Below are 14,073 nucleotides of genomic sequence, written 5' to 3' on the forward strand. Positions count from 1 at the left end.
ATACTTACACTTTGAAAAATATTCTTCAAATATCAGACATTATGTCAATATAATGACTACCTTTGCACCGCTTTTCAGAAATGAGGCATAGAAAAAAGAAAGAATAGACATAAATTGATATTAATCATGAAAGCAAAAGTATCCTTAAAGAAATTGTTTGTATCCACCCTGTTTCTAACTCTTGGTGTAAGCGCATTCGCTTTCCAGAACAACGACTTCGTTTATAATTCGAAAGAAGTAAACGGACTGAAAGTGAGCCAAAGCGTCTACAAGAACAACAACAACCTGCTGACCAATTATCTGGAATACCATTACAAATATGATGACCAGAAACGTCTCATTGAGAACGAAACTGTATGTTGGGATGAGAATCTGAAGACTTGGAAAAAGGTAATGTGTGTACGCTACACATATAGTGATAATCAGGTAACGACCAACTATTACAAATGGAACGACCACAAAGGCCGGTACATAAAAGAAAATGGCAAAACAACCACTATGTACATAGCTGCCAAATAAGCAAGTATAAAATCCTTATACTCTCTTAATCGAAACTATTTTACTCCTAACAATAAACCAAACCTTTTTAGTTAACTGCGAAAAGCCGGAGTGCGTGATGCATCCCGGCTTTTTTATTTTTCTCTACCAACCAACTAACCATTCCATCTCCACACATGTAATTGCGCACAAGGTGCATAATCTTTAAATAAGACAAGAACACTACGGAAAGAAAAACCGAAAACAGAATTTTCGTTTTGCCTTTCCCTTGGTTTACACTATCTTTGCGGACTGAAAACAACTGACAACAAGAAGATAACTCTAAAATATAAGACAGACTATGGCATTAAAAGCAGGTATCGTGGGCCTTCCCAACGTGGGAAAATCCACACTCTTCAACTGCCTGTCCAGCGCGAAGGCACAGGCAGCCAACTTCCCATTTTGTACCATCGACGCCCAGATGGGCCAGGTATCCGTGCCCGACGAACGACTGACCAAGTTGGCCGAAATCGTCCATCCGGGTCGCATCGTCCCCGCCGTGTGCGACATCGTCGACATTGCCGGACTCGTCAAGGGCGCCAGCAAGGGTGAAGGCCTGGGCAACCAGTTCCTGGGCAACATCCGCGAATGCGACGCCATCATCCACGTGCTCCGTTGCTTCGACAACGGCAACATCGTTCACGTGGACGGCTCCGTCGACCCCGTGCGCGACAAGGAAATCATCGACACCGAACTCCAGCTGAAAGACCTCGAGACGGTAGAAAACCGCATCAAACGCGTGGAGAAGGTAGCCAAGGTAGGCGGTGACAAGAATGCCAAAATAGAGTACGAACTACTGCTCCGCTACAAGGAAGCGCTGGAGCAGGGCAAGAGCGCCCGCACCGTTGTTCCTCAGAACGAAGACGAAGAAACCTGCGCCCACCAGATGTTCCTGCTCACCACCAAGCCCGTGCTCTACGTGTGCAACGTGGACGATACCTCCGCTGCCACCGGCAACGCCTACGTGGAGCAGGTGCGCAAGGCCATCGAGGATGAGGATGCCCAGCTGATGATTATCTCCGCCCAGACCGAAGCCGACATCGCCGAACTGGAGACTTATGAGGAGAAACAGATGTTCCTCGAAGACCTCGGCCTGAAGGAGAGCGGTTGCAACCGACTCATCAAGGCCATCTACAGCCTGCTCAATCTGGAAACGTTCATCACCGCCGGCGAAATGGAAGTCAAGGCCTGGACCTATCGCAAGGGATGGAAGGCTCCGCAATGTGCCGGCGTCATCCACACCGATTTCGAGAAGGGCTTCATCCGCGCCGAGGTCATCAAGTACGACGACTACATCAAGTATGGTTCCGAAGCTGCCGTACGTGAGGCCGGCAAGCTCAGCGTCGAAGGCAAGGACTACGTGGTGCAAGACGGCGACATCATGCACTTCCGCTTCAACGTGTAAGGATAAAGACAAGATAAAGGACGAGGCCACGGGGCAAGCACCCGGATGGCCTCGTCAAATTATTCCCCCTGATACAAAACAACCATAACTCCATGAAAACAATTCTCCCACTCCTCCTCGCCCTTCTGGTTCTCCCCCTGCAGGCACAGACGGCGGCCGACAGCGTAACCATCTGTGGACGCGTGACCGACTACGAAGGACAGCCCATCGACTGTTGTTCGCTCTTCTGGCAGACACCTTCGTTCGACGACGCAGCCCAGGCCATGACAGATGCCGACGGGCGCTACTCGATACGCATTCCCCGCGGCAAGTACCAAAGTATGGGAGCCTTGCGCATGGACACCTATCCGCATACGCCCAAAGGTTCGGCCCTGCCGGCAGCCGACCAGCGGCTGGAATTCTGGGCATGGGACTTCATCGCCGACCGCGACACGACGCTCGACATCCGCTACCATCGCATGGAAGTCTACGGCCTGCGCGTGTTCCGCATCCCCGGAGCCATGCCCTGCTACCAGATATTCGTCCGCCCCATGAGCCTAACCCGCTTCCAGCAGATGGAAGCCTCCCAGACGCAGCATGCCCAAGACGTGGACAACATCGAGCAGGGAGCCGCACGCGACGACGCACGTGCCGTCCGCCTCGCCCCCACCCTCGACCGCCTGAAGGCCACTGTATGGATAGATGGCGAGGAAGTACCCATCCTGATGAAGCAGGAAATCAAGGAATACTTCTCGGCCGACGAATGGGGGAATGCCTACCTCCTCACCACAGACCGCCCCAAGCGCAGTACCGCCCTGCCCTACCACGTCTCCAAGGTAGAACTGGAAGACCTGGACAACGGCGACCGGGGTGAAGGGCTCTACTATATGGAAAAAGAAAAGTATGTAAACTGAACAAATACATCCTAACCCTCAAAAACAAATACAGCATGAAGAACTATCTCATTGCAGGTACCGGCGGCGTAGGCGGAAGCATCGCCGCCTTCTTGGCACTGGCAGGGAAAAACGTCACCTGCATTGCCCGCGGCGAACACCTGGCCGCTATCCGCGAACACGGACTCCGTCTCCACTCCGACCTCAAGGGCGAACACACCCTGCATGCCCCCGCCTGTACGGCCGAGGAATATCAGGACAAGGCAGACGTCATCTTTGTCTGCGTCAAAGGATATTCCGTCAATTCCATCACCGACCTCATCCGGCGGGCCTCGAAACCCGAAACCGTGGTCATCCCCATCCTCAACGTCTATGGCACAGGGCCCCGCATCCAGCGTCTGGTGCCGGGCGCGACGGTGCTCGACGGCTGTATCTACATCGTGGGCTTCGTCAGCGGCCGGGGCGAAATCACACAGATGGGGAAGGTGTGTCAAAAAGCACACCTTCTTTGTTTAGCACAAAGCCCCGACTTTCACAAGCTGGGGCTTTGTTGTTACCTAAAGATTTTGTATCTTTAAGCCTAAAGATTTATACATATGGCAAAGATACATTTTCGTCCCTACACTCCCAACCAAACGGTACTATTTCCGCAAAGAATCGATGAAGATATTGCAGAAAACGATCCTATACGCATGGTTGACGCTTTGGTTGAAAGCCTGAATCTTGAAGGTTTCAGGAAGTTATACAAAGAATGCGGCCGTAGTCCTTACCATCCCAAGATGATGCTAAAGGTTATCTTGTATGCCTATATGAACAATATATACTCCTGCCGGAAAATAGAAAAGCTCCTTCGTCGTGATATCCATTACATTTGGTTAGCCGGTTATGAGAAACCGGACTTTATTACTATCAACCGTTTCCGTAATCGGGTGAAGAAGGAGATCAACGAAGTGTTTACCCAAACCGTACTTCTGCTTTCATCCAAAGGTTTCATCAGTCTGAATGTGGAATATATTGACGGAACAAAGATTGAGTCCAAGGCCAACAAATATACTTTTGTATGGCGGAAGAGCGTTGAGCGAAACCGTGAACGACTGATGAAGAAAATCAGTGTTTTGTTAAGCCAAATAGATGACGTCATCGCTCAGGAAAAAGCTTCGGAAAACAACGAGGAAATTGAGTTTACTCCTTCCATGCTGACAGAAATGGCGGGAGAATTACGCACTGCTCTTGAACAGACTTCAGAACCATCCACGAAAGAGCAGAAATCTGCGCTGGGAAAGAAACGCAAGCAGCTGAAAGAACTGGAAGCACATAGAGATAAGCTTCAGGAATACAATAACCATCTGGACAATCTTCAGGACCGCAACTCTTATTCCAAGACAGACAAAGAGGCCACTTTTATGAGAATGAAGGAGGATGCCATGCACAACGGTCAGACAAAACCAGGATATAATCTTCAGATTGCTACGGAAAATCAATTCATTATCGATTATTCTCTTTTTCCGAATCCGACTGACACCTTGACGATGATTCCCTTTCTGAAGTCCTTTGCCGACAGATACGGCCGTTTGGCTCATACGGTGGTTGCTGATTCCGGTTACGGATCAGAAGAGAATTACCACTTTATGTCGGAAAACGGGATGGAAGCATACGTCAAATACAATTGTTTCCACATGGAGCAGCGGCCAAGATTTAAACCGAATCCTTTTAAAGCCGAAAACTTTTTCTACAATGAAGAACAGGACTACTGCGTCTGTCCAATGGGACAAAAGATGCAGAGGGCAGGTACCAGGCATACGAAAACCGAATCCGGATATGTAGTCGAATATGCCAGGTATAGGGCTGTCAGATGCGAAGGGTGTCCGTTAAGATGTCTGTGTTTTAAAGCTAAAGGAAACAGGACGATAGAACTGAATCACCGACTCAGGATATACAAACAGAAAGCCCGGGAACTTCTCTGTTCCGAAGAAGGACTGAAACACAGAGGGCAAAGGTGTATAGAACCGGAAGCTGTATTTGGACAGATAAAATTCAACATGAACTACAAGCGCTTCCGTCATTTTGGAAAGGACAAGGTCCTTATGGACTTTTCCTTCCTGGCCATCGCCTTCAATATAAAAAAGATGTGTACCAAGATGAATAAAGAGGGGATAAATTGGCCAATTAAACACCTTTACGGCCTTATTACCACTCATTTAAGCTATTGGGAACAAAATATCGAGATTATCTTCAGAATATCGCTGCTTGAAAAAGTTAACAACGCTCTTATCGTTGATAAAGAAAAGAGGGTGAATCGCGTATTACGACACACCCTCCTGGTCTATGGTGCGCACCAAGGAACGGATGTTCCCCGTGAAACACTCGAAGCCGTGCAGCGCGACCTGCAGGACAGCGGCATCAAGGCCGAAATCTCGGACGACATCAACCGCGACACCTTCGTCAAGTGGTCGTTCATCTCGGCCATGGCTGTGACGGGCGCCTACTACGACGTGCCTATGGGCGAAGTACAGAAGCCTGGCGTCGTGCGCGATACATTTATCGGCCTCTCACGCGAAAGTGCCGCCTTGGGCCGCAAACTGGGCATAGAGCCGAAGGAAGACCTGGTGGAATACAATCTGAAGGTGATGGACAAGCTCGACCCGCACAGCACCGCCTCCATGCAGAAAGACATGGCTCGCGGACACGAAAGTGAGGTACAGGGACTGCTGTTCGACATGATTGCCGCCGCCGAAGCGCAGGGCATCGACATCCCCACCTACCGGATGGTGGCAGAAAAGTTCAGAAATCTCTGACCCGCGGATTTTGTTCTTTGCCGGATAAAGACTACTTTTGGCAACCGTAACCATAAAACTAAGAAAGAAACGTCATGTTACCGTTACTCAACATCCACTGGAACCCCGATCCCGAACTGTTCAACCTCTTCGGCATCTCCATCCGTTACTATGGCCTGCTGTGGGTCATCGGCCTGGCTTTTGCCTACTTCATCGTGCAGAAAGAATACCGCGACCGGCGCATCGGCGACGACAAGTTCGAACCGCTGTTCTTCTACTGCTTCTTCGGTATCCTCATCGGTGCCCGCCTGGGCCACTGCCTGTTCTACCAGCCCGACTACTACCTGCACCACTTCTGGGAAATGATTCTCCCCGTGAAGTTCCTGCCGGATGGCGGATGGAAGTTTACGGGCTACGAAGGCCTGGCCAGCCACGGCGGCACGCTGGGACTCATCATCGCCCTATGGCTCTACTGCCGCAAGACGAAGATGCACTACATGGACGTGCTCGACATGATTGCCGTAGCCACCCCCATCACCGCCTGCTGCATCCGTCTGGCCAATCTGATGAACTCCGAGATTATCGGGCGGCCGACGGACGTACCCTGGGCTTTCGTCTTCGAGCGGGTGGACATGGTGCCCCGCCATCCGGCCCAGTTCTACGAGGCGCTGGCCTATTTCGTCTTCTTCCTCGGCATGGTGTGGCTATACAAGCGCGGGCAGAAACAGGCTCCTGCCATCCCGCGTACCGACTTCAGCAAGGGTGCGAAAGCCGACGCACAAGTCACCCCGCTCTATCACCGCGGCTTCTTCTTCGGCCTCTGCCTAACGGAAATCTTCGTCTTCCGCTTCTTCATCGAGTTCCTCAAGGAGAACCAGGTGGACTTCGAGGACGGCATGACGCTGAACATGGGCCAGTGGCTCAGTGTGCCCTTCGTCCTCATCGGCCTCTACTTCATGTTCTTCTACGGACGACAGAAGAAGGCGTGACGTCCCTGTGGCTTCGGACCGCTGAAAACATCCCCGCTTTTCCCCTGAAAGATACGACCTTTTGATGCAAAACATTGCTTCTTTTGCATCAAAAGGTCGTATCTTTTATAGAAAGGCAAAGGAAGTAAGCAATCACATCTGCCATCTTCGTTGCGTCCATGCCAGATTGTCGATATAAAACGAGGGTGTGTCGTAATACGCGATTCACCCTCTTTTCTTTATCAACGATAAGAGCGTTGTTAACTTTTTCAAGCAGCGATATTCTGAAGATAATCTCGATATTTTGTTCCCAATAGCTTAAATGAGTGGTAATAAGGCCGTAAAGGTGTTTAATTGGCCAATTTATCCCCTCTTTATTCATCTTGGTACACATCTTTTTTATATTGAAGGCGATGGCCAGGAAGGAAAAGTCCATAAGGACCTTGTCCTTTCCAAAATGACGGAAGCGCTTGTAGTTCATGTTGAATTTTATCTGTCCAAATACAGCTTCCGGTTCTATACACCTTTGCCCTCTGTGTTTCAGTCCTTCTTCGGAACAGAGAAGTTCCCGGGCTTTCTGTTTGTATATCCTGAGTCGGTGATTCAGTTCTATCGTCCTGTTTCCTTTAGCTTTAAAACACAGACATCTTAACGGACACCCTTCGCATCTGACAGCCCTATACCTGGCATATTCGACTACATATCCGGATTCGGTTTTCGTATGCCTGGTACCTGCCCTCTGCATCTTTTGTCCCATTGGACAGACGCAGTAGTCCTGTTCTTCATTGTAGAAAAAGTTTTCGGCTTTAAAAGGATTCGGTTTAAATCTTGGCCGCTGCTCCATGTGGAAACAATTGTATTTGACGTATGCTTCCATCCCGTTTTCCGACATAAAGTGGTAATTCTCTTCTGATCCGTAACCGGAATCAGCAACCACCGTATGAGCCAAACGGCCGTATCTGTCGGCAAAGGACTTCAGAAAGGGAATCATCGTCAAGGTGTCAGTCGGATTCGGAAAAAGAGAATAATCGATAATGAATTGATTTTCCGTAGCAATCTGAAGATTATATCCTGGTTTTGTCTGACCGTTGTGCATGGCATCCTCCTTCATTCTCATAAAAGTGGCCTCTTTGTCTGTCTTGGAATAAGAGTTGCGGTCCTGAAGATTGTCCAGATGGTTATTGTATTCCTGAAGCTTATCTCTATGTGCTTCCAGTTCTTTCAGCTGCTTGCGTTTCTTTCCCAGCGCAGATTTCTGCTCTTTCGTGGATGGTTCTGAAGTCTGTTCAAGAGCAGTGCGTAATTCTCCCGCCATTTCTGTCAGCATGGAAGGAGTAAACTCAATTTCCTCGTTGTTTTCCGAAGCTTTTTCCTGAGCGATGACGTCATCTATTTGGCTTAACAAAACACTGATTTTCTTCATCAGTCGTTCACGGTTTCGCTCAACGCTCTTCCGCCATACAAAAGTATATTTGTTGGCCTTGGACTCAATCTTTGTTCCGTCAATATATTCCACATTCAGACTGATGAAACCTTTGGATGAAAGCAGAAGTACGGTTTGGGTAAACACTTCGTTGATCTCCTTCTTCACCCGATTACGGAAACGGTTGATAGTAATAAAGTCCGGTTTCTCATAACCGGCTAACCAAATGTAATGGATATCACGACGAAGGAGCTTTTCTATTTTCCGGCAGGAGTATATATTGTTCATATAGGCATACAAGATAACCTTTAGCATCATCTTGGGATGGTAAGGACTACGGCCGCATTCTTTGTATAACTTCCTGAAACCTTCAAGATTCAGGCTTTCAACCAAAGCGTCAACCATGCGTATAGGATCGTTTTCTGCAATATCTTCATCGATTCTTTGCGGAAATAGTACCGTTTGGTTGGGAGTGTAGGGACGAAAATGTATCTTTGCCATATGTATAAATCTTTAGGCTTAAAGATACAAAATCTTTAGGTAATAACAAAGCCCCAGCTTGTGAAAGTCGGGGCTTTGTGCTAAACAAAGAAGGTGTGCTTTTTGACACACCTTCATCAATCATTTTCAAAAACAGGATATTTTATTTCCCTTTGACGATGCGCTTGATGTCGTTCAGCTTGTTCAGCGCCTCGAGAGGCGTCAGGTTGTTCACGTCGAGATTCAGTATCTCGTCGCGTATCTGGTACAGCACGGGGTCGTCCAGCTGGAAAAAGCTGAGCTGCATGCCGCCGGCCGACGACGGCCCTTCGGTGATGGTCTTGCCCGTGACAGTACCCGTCTGGCGGTTCTCGCGCTCCAGCTGCTTCAGGATTTCGTCGGCGCGCTTCACGATGCTCTTGGGCATGCCTGCCAGCTTGGCCACATGGATACCGAAGGAGTGTTCGCTGCCACCCCGCTCCAGCTTGCGCAGGAAGATGACCTTGCCGTCCACCTCCTTCACCGCCACGTTGTAGTTCTTGATGCGGACGAAGCTCTTCTCCATTTCGTTCAGCTCGTGGTAGTGCGTGGCAAAGAGGGTGCGCGCCTTGGCCCGCGGATGTTCGTGAATGTACTCCACGATGGCCCAGGCGATAGAAATGCCGTCGTAGGTCGACGTGCCGCGCCCCAGCTCATCGAAGAGCACGAGGCTGCGCGGCGAGAGGTTGTTCAGGATGTCGGCCGCCTCGTTCATCTCGACCATGAAGGTCGATTCGCCCACGGAGATGTTGTCGCTGGCGCCCACACGGGTGAATATCTTGTCTACCACCCCGATGTGCGCGCTCTCGGCAGGCACGAAGCAGCCTATCTGCGCCATGAGGGTGATGAGGGCCGTCTGGCGGAGCAAGGCCGACTTACCGGCCATGTTGGGACCGGTGATGATGATAATCTGCTGTGTCTGGCTGTCGAGCATCACGTCGTTGGCCACATACTTCTCGCCGATGGGGAGCTGCTTCTCGATGACGGGATGGCGGCCCTGACGGATGTCGAGCACGTCGTCGTCCGAAAGGACGGGACGGATGTAGTTGTTCTCGCGCGCGGCCGTGGCAAACGACAGGAGGCAGTCGAGGCGGGCCACCTGATTGGCATTGATCTGGATGGCGGGGATAAACTCGCTCAGAGCCTGCACCAGCTCGTTGTAGAGCTGTGTCTCGAGCACCAGTATCTTGTCTTCCGCGCCGAGTATCTTCTCTTCGTATTCCTTCAGTTCCTGCGTGATGTAGCGTTCGGCGTTGACCAACGTCTGCTTGCGTATCCACTCCTGGGGTACTTTCTCCTTGTGGACGTTGCGCACCTCGATGTAGTAGCCGAAGACGTTGTTGTAACCTATCTTCAGGCTCGGTATGCCCGTCAGCTCGCTTTCGCGCTGCTGCAACTGGAGCAGGTAGTCCTTGCCGCTGTAGGCTATCTGGCGCAGCTCATCGAGCTCGGCGCTGACGCCCTGCTTGATGACGCCGCCCTTGTTGACCAGCAGCGGCGGGTCGTTGTTGATTTCACGGTCGATGCGGTCGCGGATGGACTGGCAGACGTTGAGCTGCTCGCCGATACGGTTCAGGCTGGCATTGTCGGCCTCCAGGCAGGCCTGCTTGATGGGTTCGACGGCCTGCAGCGCCACCTTCAGCGCCACCACCTCGCGGGGGCTGACACGTCCCACGGCCACCTTCGACAGGATGCGCTCCAGGTCGCCGATGCGGTGCAGCTGCTCCTCCACCAAGTCGCGGAAGTCGGGCTGGCGGAAGAAGTATTCCACCACGTCCAGGCGGTCGTTGATGGGGCGCACGTCCTTCAGCGGGAACACCAGCCAGCGTTTCATCAGGCGGGCACCCATGGGGCAGATGGTCCTGTCGATGACGCTGAGCAGCGAACTGCCCCCGTCGTTCATCGAGCCCATCAGCTCGAGGCTGCGCACGGTGAACTTATCGAGCCGGACGTACTTGTCCTCCTCGATGCGGGCCAGCGACGTGATGTGACCTATCTGCGTATGTTGCGTCATGATGAGGTATTGCAGGATGGCTCCCGACGCGATGATACCGTTCTTCAGGTGCTCCACGCCGAAGCCTTTCAGATTCTTCACCTCGAAGTGTTTCAGCAGCTTTTCGCGGGCCGTCGTTTCGGTAAACACCCAGTCGTCCAGCTCGAAGGTGAAGAACTTGCTTCCGAAATTACCTTCGAACATCGGCCGCTTGCCTCGTTCGAAGAGCACCTCCTTGGGGCCGAAGTTGTTGAGCAGCTTGTCGATGTAGTCGAAGGGGCCTTCTGCCGTCAGGAACTCACCCGTCGATATGTCCAGAAAAGCCACGCCGCAGGCTCCCTTGCCGAAGTGTACGGCAGCCAGGAAGTTGTTCTCGCGGTAGTTCAGCACGTTGTCGTTGATGCTGACACCGGGCGTCACCAGCTCCGTAATGCCGCGCTTCACCAACTTCTTGGTCAGCTTGGGGTCTTCCAGCTGGTCGCAGATGGCCACGCGCTTGCCCGCACGGATGAGCTTGGGCAGGTACGTGTCGAGCGCATGATAGGGAAATCCGGCCATCTCGATGGTCTTCTCCTTGCCGTTGGCACGCTTGGTCAGCGTGATGCCCAGGATTTCGGAGGCCACAATGGCATCGGTCGAGTAGGTTTCATAGAAGTCTCCGCAACGGAACAGCATCACGGCGTCAGGGTGCTTGGCCTTGAGGTCGAGAAACTGTTTCATCATCGGTGTAAGGACAATATCTTCGTTCATGAGGTTTCGGCTTAAAAACTAAACAGAAACAAAGATAAATCTTTTTTAGAAAACAAGCATCTGCGGGCTCCCATTCCTTAGTAACCCTTAACAAAATAGCGCATATTCATAAAACATGTTATATAACATGCGTTTTTTCTTGCAGAATTTGCAAATTTCCCAAAAGTCTGTACCTTTGCATCGTGTTTTTCATAGTATTAGATTTTAAGGTTAACAAAGGTTGGAGTACAGCGGTACTCCTTTTTTTATGCCCTTACGCCAACAAGCCTCCCCGTCGGCTCATTCTTCTTTCCCGTCCGTCACTGCCGGCACAGCTACCTCGCGCCACAACCTTTTCCTGAACCCCAACGGCGTTTCGCCCGCATTCCGCCGGAAGAATTTGCAGAAAGCAGAAGTGTCGCTGAAATTGAGTCTTACCGCTACATCGCTCACCGCCAGACTGCGATTGCCCAGCAAAGTACGCGCCTCCATCAGCAGCAGCTCGCTGATGATGCCGTTCACCGTCTTGCCCGTCCCCGTCCGTACGATGCGCGACAGATACTGTTCGCTGATAGCCAGCTCGCGGGCATAGAAAGCCACAAAATGCTCTTCGCGGAAATGACGGGTGACGAGGGCATAGAATTCCTGCAACACATGCTCCTTGGGGCTTATATGCCGGCGGATGGGGGTACGCCGCGAAAGGAAGTCGGCAATATCGAGCAACAGGGCATTGCAGGCAGCCTGAAGACGGCGGAAGAGGAACTTGTGGTCGGAATCCAGCAGCCGCATCAGCACTTCCAGCTGGCTGCGCATCTCCTGCATCTCGTCTTCGGCCAGCAGGAGGGTATATTGCCTGTTCTGCCGCAGGGTAGACAGCAGGAGGGCGGCCGTCTGCGTCAGGTATGAATCGTTGGTCAGCATGGCTTCCGAAATGGAAAGGGTAATGAAGCGGATGTCTTTCGACGAAAACAGATGGTCGGTCAGGTAGTTGGCCCCATGCACCAGCAGTGTGCCCGACTCCATGACGATATGTTCTCCGTTGAGCAATATCTCCGAACGCCCTTCCAGTATAAAGATCAGATAGAGTTCACGGTTGAAGTAGGCTACATCTGCCGGATAGTTGCGGTTGTCGTATCCGCTTTCGAAGCAGACCACATCTTCCCGATAATGGGGGATTCCCGGACGCTCTTTCAGCATCCCTGCATTGTCGAATATACAAGATTTTACCATTTCAGTTCAAATATATGCCTGCAAAAGTAGTATTTGTTTCGTAATATACAAAAATTGAATCGGATTGTATAACCCGATGCGAACGAAAAAGGCGAACTTTGCGCCCCGAAAACAAGGTAAAAAGATCAGGATATGAAAAGTATGTTCAAAAGATATCTGGTATTTGTAGCAGGATTGTACTTCCTGGCTGCGGGTGTGGTACTCATAGTCCGTTCGGCATTGGGCACGACTCCCATCTCGAGTGTCAACTATGTGATGAGCCTCAACACACCGCTCACACTGGGCACCTGTACATTCATCATCAACATGCTGCTCATCGTAGGGCAGTTCTGGCTGGTACGCGGACGGGGCAGTCGTCAGGACACCGTCGAAATCCTCCTCCAGATTCCTTTCTCCTTCATCTTCTCGGCCTTCATCGACCTGAATATGCTCCTTGCGGCCGACATCCGCCCGTCCAACTATGCCATGTCCATCGCCTTGCTGCTCGTAGGATGCCTCGTCCAGTCGGTAGGCGTGGTGCTCGAACTGAAGCCCCGTGTAGCCATGATGAGCGCCGAAGCGTTCGTAAAATATGCCTCCAGCCGCTACCGCCGCGAGTTCGGACGTACGAAAGTGTGCTTCGACGTCACACTGGTAACACTGGCCGTCCTGCTCTCGCTGGCCTTCACGCAAACCATCGAGGGCGTACGCGAAGGCTCGCTCATTGCAGCCGGCCTTACCGGTTATATCGTCACTTTCCTCAACCACAAAATCATGACGCGCAAGAACCTCTACCGTCTGATCCCTGTGTTGAGACCTGCCACCGACAAGAAACAGGAGGCTTTAGAGGCCTGTTAAAGACTTTTTTACTTAACAACTGCATGTAAGGTCTAAAACATGTTATAAAACAGAATTTTATATTTGCATTATTTGCAGATTTCCCCAAAGTGCGTACCTTTGCATCGTGTTTTTCATAGTATTAGATTTTAAGGTTAACAAAGGTTGGAGTACAGCGGTACTCCTTTTTTTATGCCCATACGTTTCCTCTCCATTCTTCCCCAGTCGACAAAATAATTTTTCCCAGTCAGAAAAAAACGGAACCAGCCTGTAACTAATCGGAAACCTCGGACGACCAACTGAACAAAAAGCCGGAAAAATGACAGACAAAAACAAGGAAAAAGAATTCACCGACCTGCTGCTGCAACACCAGGCCATCGTCTACAAGGTGTGCCTGCTGTATGCGCAAGACAAGGAAGACCTCGCCGACCTCTACCAGGAGACAGTGTACAACCTGTGGAAAAGCTACAGGACATTTGAAAACAGAAGCAGCTTCGGCACCTGGGTCTATCGCATCGCGCTGAACACCTGCATCACCGACCTGCGCCGCAGGAAGCGCCACGAGTACGTACCCCTACGTCTGACAGATACCGACCTGACGGACGACGACCCGCAGGACGAAATGCTGAACGACCTTTACAGCCTCATTCGCCGCCTGAACAAGCTGGACCGCATGTACATCGTCCTCTGGCTGGACGGAAAGACCTACGAGGAGATTGCCGACATCATCGGTACCAACCGAAATCAGGTAGCCGTCAGGCTACACCGCATCAAAGAGAAACTGAAAACCATGTCCAACCTTTAACT

The 14,073-nt window shown here is 51.1% G+C and carries 9 protein-coding genes and 3 pseudogenes; 9 read left to right on the plus strand and 3 right to left on the minus strand.

Annotated features, from left to right (window positions below; all coding sequences use genetic code 11):
- Positions 1-126: 126 nt before the first annotated feature.
- From BQ8005_RS12045 to lgt, 7 genes and pseudogenes are all read left to right on the plus strand, one after another.
- Positions 127-519, plus strand: coding sequence for a DUF3836 domain-containing protein (locus BQ8005_RS12045; RefSeq protein WP_021847209.1), 393 nt, complete (start codon positions 127-129; stop codon positions 517-519).
- Between the two features lie 319 nt (positions 520-838).
- Positions 839-1,942 carry a redox-regulated ATPase YchF gene (gene ychF / locus BQ8005_RS12050; protein ID WP_075318220.1) on the plus strand — a complete coding sequence of 368 codons (1,104 nt, stop codon included), beginning with the start codon at positions 839-841 and terminating at the stop codon, positions 1,940-1,942.
- A gap of 92 nt (positions 1,943-2,034) precedes the next feature.
- The gene (locus BQ8005_RS12055; protein ID WP_075318221.1) at positions 2,035-2,835 is read left to right on the plus strand and encodes a carboxypeptidase-like regulatory domain-containing protein; all 801 of its coding nucleotides are present in this window, start codon (positions 2,035-2,037) and stop codon (positions 2,833-2,835) included.
- Positions 2,836-2,870: 35 nt separating this feature from the next.
- Positions 2,871-3,302 (plus strand): annotated as a pseudogene (locus tag BQ8005_RS12060) (ketopantoate reductase family protein); the annotation flags it as partial.
- A gap of 108 nt (positions 3,303-3,410) precedes the next feature.
- Positions 3,411-4,967: pseudogene (locus tag BQ8005_RS12065) on the plus strand (IS1182 family transposase); the annotation flags it as partial.
- Positions 4,968-5,132: 165 nt separating this feature from the next.
- Positions 5,133-5,609, plus strand: a pseudogene (locus BQ8005_RS17540) (ketopantoate reductase C-terminal domain-containing protein); the annotation flags it as partial.
- 74 nt (positions 5,610-5,683) lie between these two features.
- Positions 5,684-6,577, plus strand: coding sequence for a prolipoprotein diacylglyceryl transferase (lgt, locus tag BQ8005_RS12075; RefSeq protein ID WP_075318222.1), 894 nt, complete (start codon positions 5,684-5,686; stop codon positions 6,575-6,577).
- An 88-nt stretch (positions 6,578-6,665) separates the two neighbouring features.
- On the opposite strand, the gene BQ8005_RS12080 is transcribed toward lgt, so the two are convergent.
- The 3 genes from BQ8005_RS12080 to BQ8005_RS12090 all read right to left on the minus strand — a co-directional run bounded on the left by BQ8005_RS12080 (position 6,666) and on the right by BQ8005_RS12090 (position 12,450).
- Positions 6,666-8,480 carry an IS1182 family transposase gene (locus tag BQ8005_RS12080; RefSeq protein WP_075318223.1) on the minus strand — a complete coding sequence of 605 codons (1,815 nt, stop codon included), beginning with the start codon at positions 8,478-8,480 and terminating at the stop codon, positions 6,666-6,668.
- Positions 8,481-8,622: 142 nt separating this feature from the next.
- Positions 8,623-11,241, minus strand: coding sequence for a DNA mismatch repair protein MutS (gene mutS / locus BQ8005_RS12085; protein ID WP_075318224.1), 2,619 nt, complete (start codon positions 11,239-11,241; stop codon positions 8,623-8,625).
- Between the two features lie 279 nt (positions 11,242-11,520).
- Positions 11,521-12,450 carry an AraC family transcriptional regulator gene (locus BQ8005_RS12090; protein ID WP_075318225.1) on the minus strand — a complete coding sequence of 310 codons (930 nt, stop codon included), beginning with the start codon at positions 12,448-12,450 and terminating at the stop codon, positions 11,521-11,523.
- Between the two features lie 132 nt (positions 12,451-12,582).
- Here BQ8005_RS12090 and BQ8005_RS12095 point away from each other — a divergent pair, with 132 nt between their 5' ends.
- Positions 12,583-13,287 carry a YczE/YyaS/YitT family protein gene (locus BQ8005_RS12095; protein WP_021847202.1) on the plus strand — a complete coding sequence of 235 codons (705 nt, stop codon included), beginning with the start codon at positions 12,583-12,585 and terminating at the stop codon, positions 13,285-13,287.
- Between the two features lie 298 nt (positions 13,288-13,585).
- Positions 13,586-14,071, plus strand: a complete 486-nt coding sequence (locus tag BQ8005_RS12105; protein WP_075318226.1) for an RNA polymerase sigma factor — start codon at positions 13,586-13,588, stop codon at positions 14,069-14,071.
- Positions 14,072-14,073: the final 2 nt, after the last annotated feature.

Origin of the sequence: Bacteroides togonis, assembly GCF_900130135.1 — a bacterium.
In the GTDB taxonomy this organism is placed as follows: domain Bacteria; phylum Bacteroidota; class Bacteroidia; order Bacteroidales; family Bacteroidaceae; genus Bacteroides; species Bacteroides pullorum.

Excerpts from the sequence above, each read along its gene's own strand:
- BQ8005_RS12080 (WP_075318223.1), bottom strand. The coding sequence starts at position 8,480 with ATGGCAAAGATACATTTTCGTCCCTACACTCCCAACCAAACGGTACTA.
- BQ8005_RS12090 (WP_075318225.1), bottom strand. The coding sequence starts at position 12,450 with ATGGTAAAATCTTGTATATTCGACAATGCAGGGATGCTGAAAGAGCGT.
- mutS (WP_075318224.1), bottom strand. The coding sequence starts at position 11,241 with ATGAACGAAGATATTGTCCTTACACCGATGATGAAACAGTTTCTCGAC.
- lgt (WP_075318222.1), top strand. The coding sequence starts at position 5,684 with ATGTTACCGTTACTCAACATCCACTGGAACCCCGATCCCGAACTGTTC.
- BQ8005_RS12105 (WP_075318226.1), top strand. The coding sequence starts at position 13,586 with ATGACAGACAAAAACAAGGAAAAAGAATTCACCGACCTGCTGCTGCAA.
- BQ8005_RS12045 (WP_021847209.1), top strand. The coding sequence starts at position 127 with ATGAAAGCAAAAGTATCCTTAAAGAAATTGTTTGTATCCACCCTGTTT.
- BQ8005_RS12095 (WP_021847202.1), top strand. The coding sequence starts at position 12,583 with ATGAAAAGTATGTTCAAAAGATATCTGGTATTTGTAGCAGGATTGTAC.
- BQ8005_RS12055 (WP_075318221.1), top strand. The coding sequence starts at position 2,035 with ATGAAAACAATTCTCCCACTCCTCCTCGCCCTTCTGGTTCTCCCCCTG.
- ychF (WP_075318220.1), top strand. The coding sequence starts at position 839 with ATGGCATTAAAAGCAGGTATCGTGGGCCTTCCCAACGTGGGAAAATCC.